At 70.5% G+C, this 19,407-nt stretch carries 22 protein-coding genes and 1 pseudogene; 15 read left to right on the top strand and 8 right to left on the bottom strand.

All coding sequences use genetic code 11. The features are described 5' to 3' along the window. From ACH4EB_RS09655 to ACH4EB_RS09615, 9 genes are all read left to right on the top strand, one after another. Nucleotides 1–930 (top strand): phage distal tail protein, encoded by a 930-nt coding sequence (locus tag ACH4EB_RS09655; protein WP_398346829.1) that lies wholly within the window; start codon nt 1–3, stop codon nt 928–930. 13 nt (nt 931–943) lie between these two features. Next, nucleotides 944–1,945, top strand: coding sequence for a hypothetical protein (locus ACH4EB_RS09650; RefSeq protein ID WP_398346828.1), 1,002 nt, complete (start codon nt 944–946; stop codon nt 1,943–1,945). Between the two features lie 21 nt (nt 1,946–1,966). Beyond that, entirely contained in the window at nt 1,967–3,064 is a 1,098-nt protein-coding gene (locus ACH4EB_RS09645; protein ID WP_398346826.1) for a hypothetical protein, read from the top strand. 1 nt (nt 3,065) lies between these two features. Next, a complete protein-coding gene (locus tag ACH4EB_RS09640) occupies nt 3,066–3,809 on the top strand; it encodes a hypothetical protein (RefSeq protein WP_398346825.1) in 744 nt (247 codons plus the stop codon). A gap of 16 nt (nt 3,810–3,825) precedes the next feature. Beyond that, nucleotides 3,826–5,301 (top strand): hypothetical protein, encoded by a 1,476-nt coding sequence (locus ACH4EB_RS09635; protein WP_398346824.1) that lies wholly within the window; start codon nt 3,826–3,828, stop codon nt 5,299–5,301. Between the two features lie 27 nt (nt 5,302–5,328). Further along, nucleotides 5,329–5,574 carry a hypothetical protein gene (locus ACH4EB_RS09630; RefSeq protein ID WP_398346823.1) on the top strand — a complete coding sequence of 82 codons (246 nt, stop codon included), beginning with the start codon at nt 5,329–5,331 and terminating at the stop codon, nt 5,572–5,574. A 66-nt stretch (nt 5,575–5,640) separates the two neighbouring features. Beyond that, nucleotides 5,641–6,507: a peptidoglycan-binding protein gene (locus ACH4EB_RS09625; RefSeq protein WP_398346822.1), complete on the top strand. Its 867-nt coding sequence runs from the start codon at nt 5,641–5,643 to the stop codon at nt 6,505–6,507. A gap of 66 nt (nt 6,508–6,573) precedes the next feature. Further along, entirely contained in the window at nt 6,574–6,825 is a 252-nt protein-coding gene (locus tag ACH4EB_RS09620; RefSeq protein ID WP_398346821.1) for a hypothetical protein, read from the top strand. Further along, complete coding sequence (locus ACH4EB_RS09615) at nt 6,822–7,079, top strand: hypothetical protein (RefSeq protein ID WP_398346819.1); 258 nt, start codon at nt 6,822–6,824, stop codon at nt 7,077–7,079. Before ACH4EB_RS09620 ends, ACH4EB_RS09615 begins: the two co-directional genes overlap by 4 nt. Before the next feature lie 448 nt (nt 7,080–7,527). Here ACH4EB_RS09615 and ACH4EB_RS09610 read toward each other — a convergent pair whose 3' ends face one another. Both ACH4EB_RS09610 and ACH4EB_RS09605 read right to left on the bottom strand, forming a co-directional pair. After that, the gene (locus ACH4EB_RS09610) at nt 7,528–7,737 is read right to left on the bottom strand and encodes a hypothetical protein (RefSeq protein ID WP_398346818.1); all 210 of its coding nucleotides are present in this window, start codon (nt 7,735–7,737) and stop codon (nt 7,528–7,530) included. Next, on the bottom strand, nt 7,734–8,186 hold the full coding sequence (locus ACH4EB_RS09605; RefSeq protein WP_398346817.1) for an ATP-binding protein: 453 nt from the start codon (nt 8,184–8,186) through the stop codon (nt 7,734–7,736). Before ACH4EB_RS09605 ends, ACH4EB_RS09610 begins: the two co-directional genes overlap by 4 nt. Nucleotides 8,187–8,428: 242 nt before the next feature. On the opposite strand from ACH4EB_RS09605, the gene ACH4EB_RS09600 reads away from it, so the two are divergent. The 4 genes from ACH4EB_RS09600 to ACH4EB_RS09585 all read left to right on the top strand — a co-directional run bounded on the left by ACH4EB_RS09600 (nt 8,429) and on the right by ACH4EB_RS09585 (nt 12,237). Beyond that, a complete protein-coding gene (locus ACH4EB_RS09600; RefSeq protein WP_398346816.1) occupies nt 8,429–9,277 on the top strand; it encodes a DUF5753 domain-containing protein in 849 nt (282 codons plus the stop codon). Between the two features lie 12 nt (nt 9,278–9,289). After that, on the top strand, nt 9,290–9,481 hold the full coding sequence (locus ACH4EB_RS09595; protein WP_398346815.1) for a DUF397 domain-containing protein: 192 nt from the start codon (nt 9,290–9,292) through the stop codon (nt 9,479–9,481). Nucleotides 9,482–10,102: 621 nt separating this feature from the next. After that, a complete protein-coding gene (gene tgmB / locus ACH4EB_RS09590) occupies nt 10,103–11,062 on the top strand; it encodes an ATP-grasp ribosomal peptide maturase (RefSeq protein WP_398346814.1) in 960 nt (319 codons plus the stop codon). Beyond that, nucleotides 11,059–12,237: a methyltransferase domain-containing protein gene (locus tag ACH4EB_RS09585; protein WP_398346813.1), complete on the top strand. Its 1,179-nt coding sequence runs from the start codon at nt 11,059–11,061 to the stop codon at nt 12,235–12,237. Before tgmB ends, ACH4EB_RS09585 begins: the two co-directional genes overlap by 4 nt. Before the next feature lie 95 nt (nt 12,238–12,332). Here the strand turns inward: ACH4EB_RS09585 and ACH4EB_RS09580 are convergent. Then, nucleotides 12,333–12,578: pseudogene (locus ACH4EB_RS09580) on the bottom strand (fatty acid--CoA ligase); the annotation flags it as partial. 134 nt (nt 12,579–12,712) lie between these two features. Here ACH4EB_RS09580 and ACH4EB_RS09575 point away from each other — a divergent pair. Further along, entirely contained in the window at nt 12,713–13,552 is an 840-nt protein-coding gene (locus tag ACH4EB_RS09575; protein ID WP_398346812.1) for an MOSC domain-containing protein, read from the top strand. Between the two features lie 118 nt (nt 13,553–13,670). Here ACH4EB_RS09575 and ACH4EB_RS09570 read toward each other — a convergent pair whose 3' ends face one another. The 5 genes from ACH4EB_RS09570 to ACH4EB_RS09550 all read right to left on the bottom strand — a co-directional run bounded on the left by ACH4EB_RS09570 (nt 13,671) and on the right by ACH4EB_RS09550 (nt 18,152). After that, complete coding sequence (locus ACH4EB_RS09570) at nt 13,671–14,204, bottom strand: SigE family RNA polymerase sigma factor (protein WP_398346811.1); 534 nt, start codon at nt 14,202–14,204, stop codon at nt 13,671–13,673. Between the two features lie 223 nt (nt 14,205–14,427). After that, the gene (locus ACH4EB_RS09565) at nt 14,428–15,288 is read right to left on the bottom strand and encodes a DUF1906 domain-containing protein (RefSeq protein WP_398346810.1); all 861 of its coding nucleotides are present in this window, start codon (nt 15,286–15,288) and stop codon (nt 14,428–14,430) included. Nucleotides 15,289–15,418: 130 nt separating this feature from the next. Then, nucleotides 15,419–16,585 carry a lipid-transfer protein gene (locus ACH4EB_RS09560; protein ID WP_398346809.1) on the bottom strand — a complete coding sequence of 389 codons (1,167 nt, stop codon included), beginning with the start codon at nt 16,583–16,585 and terminating at the stop codon, nt 15,419–15,421. After that, entirely contained in the window at nt 16,582–17,010 is a 429-nt protein-coding gene (locus tag ACH4EB_RS09555; protein WP_398346808.1) for a MaoC family dehydratase, read from the bottom strand. The genes ACH4EB_RS09560 and ACH4EB_RS09555 overlap by 4 nt, the downstream gene beginning before the upstream one ends. After that, the gene (locus ACH4EB_RS09550) at nt 17,007–18,152 is read right to left on the bottom strand and encodes a bifunctional MaoC family dehydratase N-terminal/OB-fold nucleic acid binding domain-containing protein (RefSeq protein ID WP_398347065.1); all 1,146 of its coding nucleotides are present in this window, start codon (nt 18,150–18,152) and stop codon (nt 17,007–17,009) included. The genes ACH4EB_RS09555 and ACH4EB_RS09550 overlap by 4 nt, the downstream gene beginning before the upstream one ends. Before the next feature lie 253 nt (nt 18,153–18,405). Here ACH4EB_RS09550 and ACH4EB_RS09545 point away from each other — a divergent pair, with 253 nt between their 5' ends. Next, on the top strand, nt 18,406–19,365 hold the full coding sequence (locus tag ACH4EB_RS09545) for a bifunctional DNA primase/polymerase (RefSeq protein ID WP_398346807.1): 960 nt from the start codon (nt 18,406–18,408) through the stop codon (nt 19,363–19,365). Nucleotides 19,366–19,407 lie beyond the last annotated feature (42 nt).

The raw sequence follows: 19,407 nt of genomic DNA, 5'->3' as shown, positions 1-19,407 counted from the left end.
ATGGCCGCCGGAGACCTGGTCACCCTGCCCGGTCACATCCAGTACGGCGACCTGCTGATCGGCCCCGGCACCGCCGTGCGCTGGAAGTCGGTCACCGGCTGGCTCGATACGCCCAGCCTCGATTCCGGCACCGTGGTGCGCTCGGACGGGCACGGCGCCTACCCCGGACCGCTGTACGCACAGCCACGCACGATCACGGTGGATGGGCTGGTGATCCGTACGGCGCCCGGCGCGATGTCGGCCGCCGTACGGACCCTGTCCGCACACCTCGCGTTGCGCGACGACGAGCTGCCGCTCGTGATCCGCCTGGACGACGCGCCGCCGCTGATGTGCTGGGCCCGGTGCCTGCGCCGCTCCATCCCCGTCGACACCGGGTACCGCATCGGCACGAGCATCGGCGGGGCGATCCAGTTCGAGGCCACCGACCCGCGCCGCTACAGCCTGACCGAGCAGCGCATCGAGACCCGCCTGCCCTCCCCCGAGCCCGGTCTCGACTGGCACCACGACCCCGGGCCCGAACACCTCGACTGGCAGACCGATCCGGGCCCCGAACAGCTCGATTTCGGCGCCCCCGGATCGACCGGCGCCCTGATCGCAGTCAACGAGGGCGACGCCGACGCGCACCCCGTGATCGTCTTCCGGGGCCCGGTCGCCCGGCCGAGCCTGACGAATCTGCGCACGGGCGAGGCGGTCGAGTACGACATCGACCTCGCTGCCGACGACGTGCTGCACGTCGACACCAACGCCGGCACCGTCACCCTCAACGGCAACGGTGGCGCCTCGCGCCTGCACACCGCGACCGCCCGCTCGATCCCGGAGCAGGCATTCACCCTCGCCCCCGGTGTCACGCAGCTTGCGTTCCGGGCCGCGCCCGGATCATCCGACCCCCGCGCGAGCGTCACCGTGCGCTACCGCTCGGCCTACTGGTAAGGAGAGATCGCCCGTGACCGTGCGCGCCGCATGGCTGCTGCCGCTGGGGCAGACCCGACAGGACACCCGCACCGCGCCCGTGGGGACCATGGCGCCGGAGGACGCAATGACCTCGCGCGCCGGAGTGATCGCCGGAGGGCAGCCGTTCACCGCAACTGGGGTCGGCGCCATGCAGGTACAGATCGGTGTCGGCCGCGCTGTGGTGCAGGGCACCGCCGCGCAGGGCGCCTATCCGGTCGCCGTGACGGCACCGGAGACGCTATCGGTCGCGGACGGCGACGCGCAGTACGGCCGTATCGACACGGTCGTGCTCCGCATCCTCGACGGGCTGTACGACACCAGCGAGCAGACCCTCGCCGCCGTCGAGATCATCCAAGGAGACCGCTCCGACACCCCCACCGCGCCACCCCTGCCGCCCGCCTGCCTCGCCTTGTGGGACATCGCGGTTCCGGCGGGCACGTCGGCTGGGGTGGGCGGGATCAACTGGGCCACCGCGTTGACCGATCGGCGCCGCTACACCGCGGCGTACGGCGGGATCATCCCCCGCGGCGGGCCCGCGTCCTACCCGGGCGCCTACGACGGGCAGTACCGCGACACCGGCACCGGACTGGAACGCTGGTCCGCCGCCGCCGCAGCGTGGCAGCCGTACCCGGCCGATACCGGGTGGCTCGACCTGCCCCTGCCCACCGGATATCAGCGGTTCTCCAGCAACGCGTACCCCTTCCAGATCAGGAAGTGCGGCACGCAGGTACACCTACGTGGGCGCATCGTACGCACCGCCGGCCTCATCCCCGCCGACGGCCAACCCCTGCCCGGTCTGACCTTGCCGCAGACGTACTGGCCCACCCAGTCGCCCACCTCGTACGCCGAGGTCAGTTTCGGCTGTGAGGTCAGTGCGACCTCTCCGGCCGGCACCGTCCGCGGCGAGATCAGCGGCCGAGGCAAGATCACCGCAGCTTTCCAGCGCGCCACCAGTTCTTGGCTGGCGTTCGGCTGCTCCTGGTGGACCGACTGACCCACGCGCAAGGGGGTGGCCGTGTCCGCCCCCTACCGGGCCCTGTTCTGCGACCTGCGCACCGACCAGGTCATCGACGCCCTGCCCGTACAGGGCGTGTCCCTTGACGACTGGATCGGCAAAAGCGGGTCGCTCGGCGCCACCATCCCCATACCGAACGCCGCGTTGGCCGCCCGGGTGCGGCGCGCGGTGACGCCCGGCCGCACCGCCGTATGGATCGAGCGGGGCCGAGAGATTTGGTGGGGCGGCATCCTGTGGACTGCCAACGTCAGCAGTTCCTCGCGCGGGTTTCTGTCCATGCAGATACAGGCCGCTACCTGGGATTCGTACCTCGATCACCGGTTGCTGTACGACACGATGACCGCGGCCGGTGTTGATCAGTTCGACATCGCGCGGCAGCTCGTCGACTACGCGCAGCAGCAGGCCGGCGGAGACATCGGCATCGAGTACGACACCCACGCCTCCGGGATGCTGCGCGACCGCACGTACAGCCGGTACGACCTGCCCACGATCCGCGATCTTCTGTCCAAACTCGGTCAGGTCGAGCAGGGTTTCGAGTGGCGCATCGCGTCGTACCGCGATCCGGAGTCCGGCCGACGGGTCAAACGGCTGCGTCTGGGCTGCCCGATACTGCGCAGCGGTACGGCCGACATCGTCCTCGACCACCCCGGGCCCGTCCTGACGTACTCGTGGCCGGTGGACGCGACCGGGCAGGCGAACGTCTGGCAGTCGCGCGGGTCGAGCACCAACAGCAACCAGGCCGCCGACAGTGTGCCGCTGATGTCGCAGCTCCTGGTCGCCGAGGACGACATCGCGGCCGGCTGGCCGCGGCTGGACGGCAGCAGCGATCACTCGACCGTCGAGCAGCAGGCCACCCTCGACGCGCACGCCCGCGCAGACGGGGCCGCCGCCCGCCACCCGCTCACCATTCCCGAAATCACCGTGCGCGTCACTGATTCGATCTCGCCCGCGCTGCTCGGCGCGTCCATCCGATTGCGCGTCCGGGATCTGTGGTTCCCCGAAGGGCTCGACCGCCGGTACCGCGTCGTCGGCATCGCCATCACACCGCCCTCCCGCGGCACCCCCGAGACCGCAAAGCTCTATTTGGAGGCCGCCTGATATGGCCGCGATCCCCCTTGACCTGCTCGACCGCATCCGGGCCCTCGAACGGCAGGTGCGGGAGCTGTCCGGCCGCGCGCAGATGCGGCCGGCGCTGAACACGATCAACCACGGAACCGTGACCATCGGTGAGGGCGGGCAACTGCGGGTGCAGGCGCCCAACGGCCACGACGTTTTCGGTACCGGGCAGTCCCCCCAAGGTGACTGGTATGTCGAGATGGCCCGCGAGGACGGCACCCCGGCCGTTCAGGTTGGCAACAACACCTTCGATGGTGACGACGTTCGGCAGATGGTCCGGCTGCGGTCGCGCTCCGGCGACGTGATCGTGATGGACGACTACTACGCCGACGGTTACCTCGGCCGCCCGTGGGTGCCCGTCCCCATGTCCTCCGCCGCGTACGTCACCGGGTCCGAATGGCGCACCACACACGTCGGGCGCATTCAGGCGCAGCACGCCGTACTTGCCGCTTCCTGGTCGGTTTACGCCCCGCCCGGCACCACCGCCGAGACGCGCCTGATGATCAACCGGGGCGGCGAGTTGTCGCAGCTCGGCGAGGCGGTCGAGGCGGGCGGTAAAGAAGTCTTCACCACTCAGCGCCTCACCCCGGGCGATCACCGCCTGAACCTCGGCGACACCGCGACCCTCGTCCTTCAGGCCCGCCGTGCCAGTGGCAGCGGAACGGGTGAGGCGTGGTGCCTCGGTATGTGGGGCGTGCACACCACCACCGCCAACGAAGCGAACTGAACCGGAGCCCCTTTTCGTGCTGCCCGAGAACATCCCCACGGTCACCGTGACCGGCCGTTTCCTCTCCCCCGACGGACAGCCCCTGTCCGGCACCGTGGTTTTCCGCGCCCCCGGACAGATCACGTTTCCCGACTCCGACGTGATCCTCGGCGGCCCGGTCGTGGCAAGCCTCGACGCGCAGGGCCGCATCACCGCGCGCCTGCCCGCGACCGACGCGCCGCACATGGACCCGGCCGGCTGGTCGTACACCGTCGCCGAACAGCTCGCCGGTATCCCCAACGGGCGCAGCTACCAAGTCCTGTTGCCCGCGGAGGCGCCGCAGGTCGACCTCGCCGATATCGCGCCCACGGACCCCAGCAAGCCGAACTACGTCGCCGTACGCGGCGCCTCGGCCTACGAGGTAGCCGTCGCGAACGGCTTCTCCGGCACCGTCGCCGACTGGCTTTCGTCCCTGGTCGGTCCGCGCGGGCCGGAGGGTGCGACCGGCCCGCGCGGCGAGCAGGGCCCCCGCGGTGAACGCGGCGAGCAGGGCCCGCCCGGCGCCGACGGGGCACCGGGAAAGGACGGTGCCCCCGGCGTCGTCCAGTCCATCAACGGCCACCGTGCAGCCGAGGTCACCCTCGACGCCGCGGACGTGCACGCCGTACCGGACACCGCGCCGGGTGCTCCAGGTGGTGTCGCGCAGCTCGACGCCGACGGGCGCGTGCCCGCCGCCCAGCTTCCCCCGCTCACCGCGGGCGGCGTGGCGTCCGTCAACGGGGACCGCGGCCCGGACGTGCAGCTCGACGCCGCGGGCGTCGGAGCGGTCCCCGCCGCCGCGGCCGGCGCCCCGAACGGCGTCGCCCAGCTCGGTGCGGACGGGCGCGTACCCGCCGCTCAGCTCCCCGCGCCGGTCAGCGGCGCCCGCAACGTCTGGACGCCGCAGGCACTCGGTTTTCAGGCATGGACGTGTGACCCGTACACGGTCGCCAACCCCGTGATCAAGTACCTCACTCCTCAGCGGCTGTACGTCTGCGGCATCAACATCACGGAACCGACCAAGGTCAACCGGGTGATCATGTTCGCCCGCGGCTACGGAGGGGTGTCCTCCAACCGCTACGCCGCGGGCATCTACCGCGAGGACGGCACGAAGGTCACCAGCACCGCGGCGCCGGTCGGCCTCGCGATGGCCGGGCAGACCGCCGGTAGCCCACCGCAGATGCTCAACAACCACATCGGGGCAACGCCGATCGCCATGCCTGCAACGGTGACTCTGGCGCCCGGCCGCTACTGGCTGACCTGGGCACTGACCACGGGCGGCACAGCCGATTACGCGTACTTCCACGTGCAGAACGAGTCGCCGGTCGCAACGGCGAACTTCTTCTTCGGTGCGCCGTTCGCGCGTGCCTGGTACCTCAACGGCCAGTCCGACACCCCCGCCCGCCTCAACCAGGCCGAGGCGAACGCACTGACTGACCACGATTTTCCGATCATGGCTCTCGCCCTGGCCTGAGCTGCCCGCAACAGAGAGGACCCATCCATGTCCAAGACCGTCCGCGCCGAAGTCACCGTGACCTACGGCGACGGCAAGGGGCTGAGTAGGGCCGTCATCAGCCACGACATTGCCGTCACCGGCTGGGCGCCGGGTGGCTCCGTCTACCTCACGCCCCAGGAGAACGAGGCCGCGCTGCGCGCCGCCGCCCAGGCGTTCGCCGCCGCCCTGCCCACCGACCGCGGGTACAACATCGACGCCTTCCTGGTGAGCGAGACCGAGACTCCCGCCTGATCCGCTCCGCTCCCACGCCCCAGCCCCGTGCCACATGGCCGGGGCTTTCTTGATGTCTGGAGATACATGGCACAGCCGCTTTCCGCCGACCGCCTGCTCGCCGCCCTGCGCGCCGAGGGACTCAACGTCATTGAGTACGGCAACTGGCGTTCCCACAACCGCAACCACAAGGGCTCGTTCGGCCCGGTCAACGGCGTGATCATTCATCACACCGTCAGCTCCGGCACCGACAACACGGTGCGCATGTGCCACGACGGATACGCCGATCTTCCCGGGCCGCTGTGCCATGCCGTGATCGCCAAGAACGGCGACGTCTACCTGCTCAGCTCCGGCCGCGCCAACCACGCGGGCAAGGGCGACCGCGACGTGCTCAACGCCGTGATCGCCGAGCGCGCCCTGCCCGCCACCAACGACAACAACACCGACGGCAACGTGCACTTCTACGGATTCGAGTGCGTGAACCTGGGCAACGGGGCCGACCCGTGGCCCGAGGCGCAGCTCGACGCCATCGAGCGGGCCGGCGCCGCCATCTGCCGCGCCTACGGCTGGAGTGCAGCGAGCGTGATCGGTCACAAGGAGTGGACGAACACCAAGATCGACCCGCGCGGTTTCAGCATGGCCACCATGCGCGAGCGCATCGACCGCCGCCTCGGCACCAAGCCCGGCAAGCCCGTCCCGGCGCCGCAGTACGAGCCGTTTCCGGGAGTCGACTTCTTCAAGACCTACCCGCGGTCCCCGATCGTGACCGCGATGGGCCGGCGCCTGGTCGAGGTGGGGTGTTCGGCGTATGCGTCCGGGCCCGGCCCGCAGTGGACCAGTGCTGATCGCGAGTCGTTCCGCAAGTGGCAGAAGCGCCTCGGCGACGCCCCGCAGTACTGCGATGGCTGGCCCGGCCGCCGCCAGTGGGACGCGCTCAAGGTCCCCAAGGTCTGACCCCACCCCAGCCGTACGGGTCCGCGCCGCCGCGCGGGCCCGCTTCCATTTCCCTGAAAGGAATCCATGTCTCCCGAGAACAAGCGCACCATTCGCACCGTGGCGCAGGGCATCGTCGCGTTCGCCCTGGCCCTGCCCGCGATCATCGACGCATCCGGCATCCCCGACACGCTGCCGTGGGTGGCCGGCTCCCTCGCCGTCGCCGGTGGCCTCACGCGCGTGATGGCCCTGCCGCAGGTCGAGGCCCTGCTCGACCGCGTCGGCCTCGGCCTGGTCGACGACCAGGACTCGGCCCGTAAGGACGGGGGCAACGTGTGACCGAGCCCGCCAGCACCGGGGTAGCCCTCGAACTGGAACGGCTCCGCGGGACCGTCGAGGCCGGGTTCGCCCGCCTCGACGGCGCCCTCGCCCTGCTCGTACAGCGATCCGACCAGACCGACCAGCGCATAGCCGACCTCGAACAGCGTCTCGCGTCCGTGGAGCGCGGCCGGTGGCCGCTGCCCAGCATCGCGGCCCTGGTCGCCGTCGCCGGTCTACTGCTCACCCTCTGGCAAGCCACCGCCGCCCACTGACATCGCAGTGCCCCCGCTCCGGCCATGCGCCGGGGCGGGGGCATTCTGTCGTTTTCGGACGTGCGACGGGCCGCCGACTTGTGGTCGACGGCCCGTCAGAGGGAGTTTCACCGCCTCGCGGATATGCCTGTTCGGCTACCGGCGAGGGAACACTCGCCCCCCTCTCCTCCGCTGTCCACCCGCCGCCGCGTTGGGAAGGCATGGGACGAGCGGAAGCGGTGGTTTCTGATCCGCCGGTCCCGGCCGCAGGGTTGCGTGTCATCGTCGAGGTGGACCTGCACCGGCCCCTCGTATCCGCTGCACCAGCAGGTGTAGAGGTAGCCGCGCCGGTCCGGCGGGGGCGTCACCCCGCGCCGCGGCGCCGGCCACGTCGCCCAGTGGATCAGGAGTATGGCCGCCGCACAGCTCAGGCCGATGGCGAAGAACCCCCAGAGCATGTGCGCGTAGGTCACGGCCGTATCTCCTGGTGCAGCAACGGGTCGAAGATGGTCGCGCCTAGCACTTGGGCGAATTCGTGCAGGAAGTCGACCGCGTGCTCGACGCTTAACTCGGCATGGGCAGACATGTCATTGATGTACAGCCACACCGGCCGGGACGCCCCTTCCACATAGCTCACGTACACAGGCGGCTCTTTGACCGCCTCGGAGAGACTGATCACGAAACGTCACCCTTTCTGGCTCTGTCGAGCGCGAACCACACGCCCTTGCGGACGCGGTGCTCGGCGTTGGGCCGGTAGATGCCCCAGCGGGACGCAAGCGCCTCGACGAGCAGCAGGCCACGCCCCGATCCGTCGTCGACCAGGGCCGGCAGGCTCAGGAGTCGGCTTCGGGGCGCGTCGTCCCACACGGCCACACGTACGGACGCAGGGTGCACGGCTACGTCGAGGCGTACGACGGCTGTCTCGGTGTGCAAGTGAACATTGGTGACCAACTCACTGACCAGCACACGCACGTCGTCCGCTAGTTCGGCGACGCCGAGGAGGGCCAGCAGTTCACCGGTGATGGTCCGGGCGATACGCGGCGCGGTGTCTCCGCAGGGCAGATCGAACCGGAACGACTGGTGGGGTTGCGGGGGTGCAGGGGGTGATGCGGGGGGTGCGAGAGTCATAGCTACGTCTCCCAACGCGGTCTGACACGCGCCGCGTCGCTGCCGTGTCCTTGACCACTCCCCGGGGGCACGCCCGAAGGCGCGCGCGAGCGGCTGCACTTCGGCAATCCGACATGTTGCGCGGTGCTGCGACGACCGTAGCGCGTCCGTCTCACTTGTTGTACCCCTTCGCACGAAAGGTGGAACGCTGTGGACCCACGCAGGTACACGGTCCACACTGAGACGGAGCAGAAGGGGAACCGATGCCACCAAGAAAGGCACCAACCGCGCGCCAGCGCCGCGTAGGGGTCGAGCTGCGCAAGATGCGCGAACACGCCGGCCTCGCGCTGGGCGAGGCCGCGGCCCTACTCGGCACCGACCGGACCACGATCAGCAACACCGAGTCAGGGCGGTTCGGAGTGAGCGGTGAGCGCGTACGCCAGTGGGCGACGCACTACACATGCCCGGACGCCGACTACATCGACGCGTTGGCAGCCATGGCCGAGGAACGCGTTCATGGCTGGTGGGAGGATTACCGAGACGACCTCTCGCGCGGGGTCTTGGACCTCGCCGAGCTGGAACACCATGCGGTCGCGCTGCGAGCAGTCCAGATCATGCACATGCCTGGCTTGCTTCAGTCCGAGGACTACGCCCGTGCTGTGTTCGAGGAAGCCGTCCCACCCCTTGAGCCTGCCGCGCTGCGCCGCCGGCTGTCGCATCGTTTGAGACGTCGCGATGTGCTCGACCGCACGTCGCCCCCTTCGTGCACCTTCCTGATCCATGAAGCGGCTCTGCGCATGGAGTTCGGTGGGCGCGCGGTCGCCCATACCCAGCGCGAGTACCTGCTCAAGCAGATGGACCGGGACAACGTCGAGGTCCGAATCATTCCGTTCGGCGCCGGGTTCCCCAACGCTGGCAGCTCAACACTGTACGCGCACGGCCCTGTTCCGCAGTTGGACACCGTTCAAACCGACATTCCGACGGGCCCGACGTTCTTGGACGCAGAAACACGCTTGTCTAACTACCGTGCGGTTCTCGACCGCACGCAAGAGCGATCTTTGTCCCCCGCGGAGTCTGCCGACTTCATTCGCAAAATAGCAAAACAAGCATGAAGGCTGGAGATAGTGGAAATTCAGTGGCGGAAGTCGTCTAAGTCGACCGACGCAGAGGATAACTGCGTGGAAATCGCCGTACACGAGGGCGAGATACTAATGCGCGAGAGCGCCGACCCAAAGGTCGTAGTTCGCACATCGCAAGCCAAGTTCCGCGCATTCCTCGCGGGCGCCAAAGAAGGCGAGTTCGACGACATGACCTAGCCCCCACTGCGACAAAACCCCCCATTGGGCGTGATGGGGGGTTTTGTCATTAAGTGTAGGTATCAAAGATTTGCATATGCAGTCTCACTCTTTAGACGTACAACCATTGAGACGGTCGTGAAGCACGCGCTACCGTTGCAGCGCGTCGCTGTCCCGAGACCGCATCCCGCAGATGTACGGGCGGCGCGCACCTCTCACTGCCGTAAGGCATGAGGGAACCCGTGAATCCCTTCCCCGTCGATTCGCCCCTAGCAGGGCGCGGCGGGGAAGGGGCGCGGTATCAACACAGCAGGTCTCACCCCGCAAGGGAAAGGAAGACTCTGTGACAGACATTGCGCACCCCCGGGAAGCATTTCCGCTCGCACCCGAAGGCGGACGCATTCCCCACAGCACCGAGCCCCCCACCGGGCCGACTAGCCGTCCGTGGATTCTCCGCTTCGCCCGAGTCCCGGACGCTACTCACGCGACTGTACGGCCGGCCGCCTTCTACGACACCGAATTGCAGATGTCCGTAACACCGCTCGGCGAACCCGTCATCACCTTCGGCCAGACGCACGACCCCACCATTCCCGACGGGGATGTGAAAGATCCTCCGCCGCTCGACGAGGGAGCCAAGGACTGATGACCATCCTCGTCATCGCGGCCCGCGATGACTGGCCCACCGACCGCATCGTGCGGATGCTCACCGACCGCGGCGCCGACGTGTTCCGCCTCGACTCCGCCGACTTCCCACAGCAGCTCACCCTCGACAGCCACCTCGGCCCCACCGGCTGGACCGGAACCCTGTCCAACGCGCACCGCGCCGCGGACCTCTCCAAGATCGAGGCCGCCTACTTCCGCGCCCCCGGCGCCTTCCAGTTCCCGGCCGCCATGTCCGCCCCGGAACGCCACTTCGCCGCCGCCCAGGCCCGCGCCGGCCTCGGCGGCATCCTCACCGCGCTCAACTGCCGATGGGTCAGCCACCCCGCCGCCATGTCCCGCGCCGAGTACAAGCCCCTGCAACTCGCCACAGCCCGCGAGTGCGGCCTGCGTGTCCCCCCAACGCTCATCACCAACGACCCGGCCGCCGTCCGTACCTTCGCTCACGACATCGGCGGCCCGATCATCTGCAAGCCGATCGCCAGCCCCGTCTTCATCGAGGGCGACCAGCTCAAGACGGTCTACACCCGCCGCCTCACCTCCGACGACCTCGCCGACCTCGCCGGAATCGACACCACCGCCCACCTCTTCCAAGCATGGGTGGACAAGGCCCACGAGGTCCGCCTCACCATCGTTGGCCACCAGTTGTTCGCCGCCGAGATCCACGCCGGCAGCCCCCAGGCACACGAGGACTGGCGCAGCGACTACCCGTCGCTCACCTACAAGCCCACCCGCACACCCGACCGCATCGCGCACGCCGTACGCCGCCTCACCAGCCGCCTCGGTCTCCGCTTCGCGGCCTGTGACTTCATCGTCAGCCCTGACGGCGAGTGGACGTTCCTCGAATCCAACCCGTGCGGTCAGTGGGACTGGATCGCGCACGCCACGGGGCTCCCCATCGCTGAGGCAATCGCCGATGAACTGCAAGGAGTAGCGCCGTGAACGCCCACCTCCCCGACGATGTCCGGCGCCGGTTGGCCGCCCTTGTCATCGACCTCGAAAAGGCCGGCGCACTCCGCTCTGAGTTCTGGGCGCAGATTTTCGCCACCGTGCCTCGGCACGCCTTCGTGCCACGCTGGTACGAGCAGCAGGCCACCGAGGCAGGCGTCACCGCTTGGCGCCTGCGTGACGACTCCGACCGGGACGCATGGCTCACCGCCGTCTACAGCGACCGAACCCTCGTCACCGCCCTCGACCCCGCCACCGCCGAGCAGATCGACGACCGCACGTGGACCGGTCTTCCCACCTCGTCCAGTACCGCACCGCACATCACGGCCGGGATGCTCGAAGAACTCGACGTGCACGACGGTCACCGCGTCTGGGATGTAGGCACCGGCACCGGCTACCTCACAGCCCTACTGTGCGCCCGCCTCGGCTCCCGCCGCGTCCACTCCAGCGACATCACCCCCGAACTCGTCGACGCCGCCCGCAACCGCTTGGCCGACCTCGGCTACACCCCCGAACTCACCGCCGCCGACGCCCGCCTCGGCCACCCCGGAACGACCAAGTTCGACCGCATCCTCGCCACCTGCTCCGTGCAGACCATCCCCACCGCATGGGTGCAGCAGACGCGCAGAGGTGGCGCCATCCTGACCGACCTTGATCTCGGCATCGAGGGCGGACTCGTCCGCGTCACCGTCGACGGCGATTACGCCGGCGGCGGCTTCACCAAGACGACCGGCCGATTCATGGCGGCCCGCGCCGACGCCCACACCTACCTTCGCAAGCCCCGCGCTCCGTACGCCCCAGAAGCCGCCACACGGCCCACCACGGTCACCGCGGCAGACGTCCGGAACAACTACCCCTTCCGCCTGCTCCTCGCCTTCCACCTGCCCTACAGCACGCTCGTCTACCACTCCGCTGACGACGGCACTCTTTCCCTCCAGCTTCAGCAACACGACGGAACATGGGCCCGCGCCCCGATCACCGGAGACCACCCCCACACCGTCACTTACGGCGGAACACACAACCTGTGGACAACCGTCGAGGCCGCATGGCAGTGGTGGAACGACCACAACCGCCCAACGCAAGATCAGTTCGGCTACGCCCGCGAGCCGAACGGCCAGCACTACGCATGGCACATCCCCGACGGCCGCCGATGGAACCTCAAACCGTAGGTCGCCGCCATGCAAAGAAGCGCCTCCGGCTGCACTACAGCCGGAGGCGCTCCGTACCTACCCTCTCTGACCTGCGCTTACGCCGCTCTACAGCTTGCACGTGCAACAGAGACGTTGATCCACATGAGAGTGGCCACCCGCTCGTCGCCGCGGACGCCCAGCTCGTCGTGGAGGGCGTGGGCGAGCTGCGCCGTGCGCAGGCCCACGTCGCGGAAGGTGCGGCGGTGCGGCCCGGTCGGCTCCCCGGTCCACGTCACCACCTCGGAGGAGCCGTGCACCCCCGCCCCGTGCTGGAGAATGCGGGTCACTGTCAGCGGTACGTCCTGCATCGTGCTCAGCACCGGGGGCCTCCCGAAGGACCGGGTTACGCGCGGGTAGGGTTGCGCGCCGATTCTGTCTCCGTACCACGCGGTATGTCACCCCCGCACGGAGAAATCAGGAGTCTCGGACACTACGGTCGTGGCAGCCTGGAGGCATGGGGACGATGGTGGGAACGGTGACCACGCTGTGGCGATATCCGGTGAAATCACTGCTGGGTGAGGAGGTTCCGGACGCCACTGCGGACGCCCGCGGGCTGGCCGGGGACCGCGCGCTCGCCCTGGTGCACCAGACATCCGGCCAGGTCGCCAGCGCCAAGAACCCCCGATTGTGGCGCGACTTGCTGAAGTTGCGGGCCGAGATCATCGACGGTGCCGTACGGATCACGCTCCCCTCCGGCCGGACCGTACGGTCCACCGACGCGCACGTGGACAGGACGCTCTCCGCGCACCTCGGGCAGCCCGTCACCCTGACCGGCACCCGGCCCGACGGCGCCACCCTCGAACGCTCCCACCCCGAAGAGGTGCTGGACGCCGGAACGGACGCCCGGGTCGACCACGACACCCTGGAGATCGGCGCCCAGGCCCCGCCCGGCACCTTCTTCGACTACGCGCCACTGCACCTGATCACCCGCGCCACCCTCGACCGGATCACCGAACTCGGTCCCCGGGCCACCACCGTCGAGGCCGAGCGCTACCGCCCCAACATCGTGATCCGCACCGAGGCCGCCGGTTTCGTGGAGAACGACTGGCCCGGCCGCGAACTGCGCATCGGCGACGACCTCACCCTCCGGATCGTGGCCCGCACACCGCGCTGCGCCGTACCGACGCTGGAGCACGGCAGGCTCCCGCGTGACCCGGACGCCCTGCGGGTGCCCGCGCGCCACAACCGGGTGGTGCCGAGGGAGGGCATGGGGCCGCAGCCGTGTGCGGGCGTGTACGCGCAGGTCGTCCGGCCGGGACGGATCCGGCAGGGGGACGCCGTACGGCTGACGTGAGAGCCCGGGCCCGGCAGGGCCCGGCGCCGTACTGATGGTGTGAGCCCGGGCCCAGCGCCGGTGAGCCGGGCGGGGGCGGGCGCACACGGAGGCGGTCCGTGTGCGCGGGGGAGGTGTCCTACGCGGCGACGGACAGTTCCGGGTCCTCGCGGAGCTTGGCCAGGGCCCGGGAGACCGCACTCTTGACCGTACCGACGGAGACCCCGAGCACCTCCGCCGTCTGCACCTCGCTCAGGTCCTCGTAATAGCGGAGCACGACCATGGCCCGCTGCCGCGCCGGCAGCCGCAGCACCGCCCGCCACATCGCGTCCCGCAGCACCTGGGCCTCGGCCGGGTCGGGCGCCGGCACCGGGTCGGGCTCGGGTATCTCCTCGCAGGCGAACTCGTCGACCTTGCGCTTGCGCCACTGCGAGGTGCGGGTGTTCAGCAGGGCGCGGCGCACATAGCCGTCCAGCGCCCGGTGGTCCTCTATCCGCTCCCACGCCACGAACGTCTTGGTCAGCGCGGTCTGCAGCAGGTCCTCGGCGTCGCTGGGGTTGGCGGTGAGCGAGCGGGCGGTCCGCAGCAGCACCGGCCCGCGGGCCCGTACGTAGGACGAGAACGACGGGAACACAGCGGCGCGGGAGGCGCTGATGCACACTGGCGTGGTCATGGTCCAACGCTAGAAGCGCGGGATGCCGAAGCGGATCGCCCCCAGGTGCCGAAGGCCCCTCCCTCTCAAGTTGTACAGGTGGGGTTGGCCCTACCTCCTAAAGGCGGACGGCCCCTCGTCCCTCGTCAGGGTCACCCTCCCACTTTCGGCAGGGGCCCGGCTCCGGGGCCCCTGCTCCGGGGCCCCGTCCGGTCCGGCCGTCCGACCGGTCCGTCCCACCGGGCTACCTGATCACGGCGACCGGCGCGTCCACCTGATTGCGGTCGATGACCAGCTTGCGCCCGCCGTACGTCTCGGCGACGTTGCCCGCGTACTGGTGGATCCGGCGGTGCGGACGCCACGCCGTGCCGGACAGCTCGGGCTCGCCGTACAGGTTCGGCTTGGTGTGCCAGCGCGCGAACCACATCACCGCCGGCAGGTCCCGGGTACCGGCCTGCCGCGCCCGCTCCATGTGCCGTACGCCGGAGTCGGCGCTGCTGTAGAAGCCGGGCACGTAGCCCAGGCGGACGGTCTCCCGGTTCCAGGCCCGGATGAAGTCCAGTGTCCTACGGGTGCAGGCCGCGTCGCGCAGGCTGTACGCCTCCATGTCCAGGTAGAGCGCGCTGTCCGGGGCGATGCCCAGCGCCTTGGCGCGCCGTACCGCGTCCTGGGCCTCGCTCGTGCCCGCCTGGACCGGACGGCTGCCGATGGTCACCTTGCGCTTGTGCTGGTTGACGACGCAGGGCGCCTGCGAGCCGACATACAGCGGCAGCAGCCGCCAGCCCGCGCTGTGGGCGGCGCGCACCCAGTCGCGGCTGAGGTTCGGCTGGTTGGGGCAGGCCCGGCCGCGCCCGCCGAAGTAGATGCCGATGCCGCGGTACTTGGACGCCTTCCAGGCTTGCAGGGTGCTCTGCGGGGGCGTCTTGCAAGTGTCGAACGCCCAGCCCTGGAACACGTTCGGGCCGCGTGGTCCGGCCCGGTCGGGCTCCGCGCCGGCGGCCGGGGCGAGGAGCGTGGCCAGTACACCGAGCAGCCCGGTCAGGGCCGCGGCCAGGACGGTGGGGCGCGAGGCGCCCCGTCGGATGATCCTTTTTGTCGATCCCATACCCCGGAGTCAAAGTGCGGCCACGCTGCGCCGCGCGCCGGACACGCCAGCAGCCGCACGCATTCAACCGTCTGGGTGCTTTCCCGGGGCGGTGTTCGAAGAGGGTTCGGCCGGGGTGAGACACGGGCCCTCAGCCGTCGGCCCCCAGCACCAGCCCGGAGGTCGGCACGCCCGTACCGGCCGTGACCAGGACACCGGCGGCGCCCGGCACCTGGTTGACGGAGGTGCCGCGGAGCTGCCGTACCGCCTCCGCGATCCCGTTCATGCCGTGCAGATACGCCTCGCCGAGCTGCCCGCCGTGCGTGTTGAGCGGCAGGCCGCCCGCGGCGACGAAATCCGCCGCCTCGCCCGGCGCGCAGAAACCGAACTCCTCCAACTGCATCAGCACGAACGGCGTGAAGTGGTCGTAGAGGATGCCGACGTCGATGTCCGCCGGACGCAGCCCGCTCGTCCGCCAGAGCTGCCGCGCCACCACGGCCGACTCGGGCAGACCGGTCAGGCCGTCCCGGTAGTAGCTGGTCATCTGCTCCTGGGCGCGGCCCGCGCCCTGTGCCGCCGCCCGGATCACCGCGGGCGGATGCCGCAGGCCGCGGGCCCGGTCGAGCGAGGTGACGACGAGGGCCTGGCCGCCGTCCGTCTCCTGGCAGCAGTCGAGCAGCCGCAGCGGCTCGACGATCCAGCGGGACGCCGCGTGGTCCGCGAGCGTGATCGGTCTGCCGTGGAAGAACGCGGCGGGGTTGCGCGCGGCGTGCCGTCGGCAGACGACCGCGACCTGTCCGAACGCCTCCGTGGTGAGCCCGTACGCGTACAGGTACCGCTGCGCCGCCATGGCGACCCAGGAGGCGGGCGTCAGCAGCCCCGCGGGCAGGTTCCAGCCGAGCGCCACGCCCTCGGCGGACGGTTCGCGGCGCTGCACACCGGCGCCGAAGCGGCGGCCCGAGCGCTCGTTGAACGCCCGGTAGCAGACGACGACTTCGGCGACCCCGGCGGCGACCGCGAGGGCCGCCTGCTGGACGGTGGCGCAGGCGGCGCCACCGCCGTAGTGGACGCGGGAGAAGAAGGACAGTTCGCCGATGCCGGCCGCCTGGGCGACGGTGATCTCCGGGCTGGTGTCCATCGTGAAGGTGACCATGCCGTCCACGTCGCCGGGGCCGAGCCCGGCGTCGTCCAGGGCGGCCCGGACGGCTTCGACGGCGAGCTTCAGCTCGCTGCGGCCGGAGTCCTTGGAGAACTCGGTGGCACCGATCCCGACGACGGCCGCCCGGCCGCCGAGGGTGTCCGCGCGGCGGAGGCTCATGGGGTGGCCTCCTGGGCCGCCTCCTGGGCGAGGGCAGGGCCGGGGGCGGGGACGGTGAGGGTCACCGTGCCGGTGACGTGGTGGCCGAGGCGGTTGGTGCCCACGACCCGTACGTCCACCGTGGCACCGTCCACGGCGAGGACCTTCCCGCGTAACACCATGACATCACCCGGGTAGTTGGGTGCCCCGAGCCGGATCGCGACCTTGCGGAGCACCGCGCGGGGGCCGAAGACGTCGGTGATGTAGCGGCCCACGAGGCCGTTCGTGGTCAGGATGTTCATGAAGACATCAGGGGAGCCCTTGGCCCTGGCCGCCTCGGTGTCGTGGTGCACGTCCTGGTAGTCACGGGAGGCGACGGCCCCCGCGACGATGAGGGTGCGGGTGACGGGGACGGTCAGCGGGGGCAGTTCGTCACCGGGCCTCATGGCTTCCTTTTCCGTAACGTCTCATGGCTTCTTTCCGTTCCACCGCATGACTTCCGCCCGTCCGCCTCGTGGCTTCCTTCCGTTCCGCCGCATGCCTGCTTCCCGGTGAAGACGGGCAGCACCAGTTCTTCGTCCACGGACCGGAACTCCAGCCGTACGGGCATCCCGATGCGCACCTCCTCCGGCGCCACCCCGACCAAATCGGTCACCATCCGTACGCCTTCCGCCAGTTCGACCAGCCCGACCGCGTACGGCGGGTCGAAGGCCGGGAAGGGCGGGTGGTGCATCACGACGTACGAGAAGACCGTGCCGGAACCGGCGGCCTCCACGGTGTCCCAGCCCTCGCCGCCGCAGGTCCGGCAGCCGGGCAGCCAGGGGAACCGGAGCGTCGCGCAGTCCGCGCAGCGCTGGATGAGCAGCTTGCGGCGGGCGACTCCGTCCCAGAACCCGGCGTTGTCCCGGTTGATCACGGGGCGCGGGCGGCGGCTCGTACGGCCGGCCCCTGATGACGGCTGTCCGGCGTCCGGCTCCGGGCGCCCGGCGGGGGCGTACTTGAGGATGCGGAAACGATGCGTCCCGGCCGGTTCGCCGTCCGCCCGTACGTCCATCCGCGTCGTGACGAAGTACCCCGTACCCAGCTTCGTCGTCTTGCGCGGGGACACCGACTCGATGACGGAGTCGAAGGTGACGCGGTCACCGGGGCGCAGCGGGCGCAGATACTCCTGCTCGCAGTCGGTCGCGACGACGGCGGTGCAGCCGGCCTCGTCCAGCAGGGCGAAGAGCGCCTCGTGCGCCGCCGAGCGGCCCGGGTGCCCGGAGAGGCCGCCCATCGTCCACGCCTGCAACATGGTGGGCGGGGCGATCGCGCCGGGACCCTGGTACGCGGGGCTGGTGTCGCCCATGGCCTCGCACCAATGCCGGATCATCGGCTCGTTGACAGGGTCCTTGCCGACCCCGGCCGTCACGGCGGCCTGTCCTTCGAAGGTCTTCAGCCGTATGTGCAGGGCGTCACTCGCGGTTTCGTCCGGGGGGCCGTTCGCGGGGCCCGCGGTGCCGTCCGCAGGGCCGTCCGCAGGGCCGTCCGCGGTGCCGTCCGCAGGGCCGTTCGCGGTGCCCGCAGCGTTCCCCGCGCTTGGGGCCATGCTCACGGACGCGTCCTCGGCCGTACGCTCGGCCACCTCATCAGCCATGTTCTCGCCCCCACTCCGGCCTCCACGGGAACGAACGAAGAGTTCCTGACTGTCGGTCAGGAACCGTCCCGAGTCAAGAGCGCCATGGCACCGGCCGGCCGAGACCTCCGGTCCCCACGACCGGCCGCCCGTACTTTTCCGACCTTTCCCGGCCAAGCCCCCCTGCCCCCTTCCCTGAATCGAACGCGCATACGAAAATGGAGCCATGGCCTCTCCCCACCTCACCGCCACCGGAAGCCATCCCTCCCACCCCGCCGCCCGCACCGCCCGGCACAGCCCCCGGACCGCCCGGCATCACGGCGACGACCACGCCGCCGCCCTCACCCACGCCCTCGTCGCGGCCGGCCGCGGTTACTCCGTCATCCCGCTCACCCGCGCCAAACTCCCCGCCGTACGCTCCCCCCACCACGCCGACCCGTCCCCCACCCCCTGCCGCGGCGCCTGCGGCCGCCCCGGGCACGGCATCCACGACGCGACCTCGGACCCGATCGCCGTACGCCGCCTCTTCGCGGCCGCGCCCTGGGCCACCGCGTACGGCATCGCCTGCGGTGTCCCCCCGCACCACCTCATCGGCATCGACCTGGACACCAAGAACGGCGCGGACGGCCTCACCGCCCTGCGCCTGCTCGCCGCGGAACACCACTTCGCCCTGCCGCCCACCGTCACGGTCCACACCCCGAGCGGCGGCCGCCACCTGTACTTCGCCGGCCCGCCGGCCCCGCCCGTACCCAACTCCGCGGGCCGCCTGGCCCCGGGCATCGACATCCGCGGCACCGGCGGCTACCTGGTCGGCCCCGGCTCCCGTACGTCCCGGGGCGCCTATTACCTCGCCCCCGGCACCCCACGGACCCCGGCCCCGGCCCCGACTCCGCTGATCACCCTCCTCCCTCCCCAGACACCGCCGCACCCCCACCCCCACGCGCTCCACCACCCGTCCGCCCTGCCCTCGCCTCCCCCGCACCCCAACCCGGCCCCCGCGCTGCTCCGCTTCGTCCGCACCTCCCCGGACGGCCAGCGCAACGCCCGCCTCTTCTGGGCCGCCTGCCGCGCCTACGAGTCGGGCCTGGGCCAGGAGATGGCCACCGCCCTGACGACCGCCGCCCTCCAAACGGGCCTCACCGAACGCGAGGCCCGCGCGACGATCGCCTCGGCGGCCCGGCACTGAGCCGGTGCGTCCGGACCATGTCTCTCTCCCCGACCCGACCAC

Origin of the sequence: Streptomyces sp. NPDC018045 (assembly GCF_044327445.1) — a bacterium.
Classification (GTDB): Bacteria; Actinomycetota; Actinomycetes; order Streptomycetales; family Streptomycetaceae; genus Streptomyces.
This window is presented reverse-complemented; position numbering and strand designations above follow the sequence as displayed.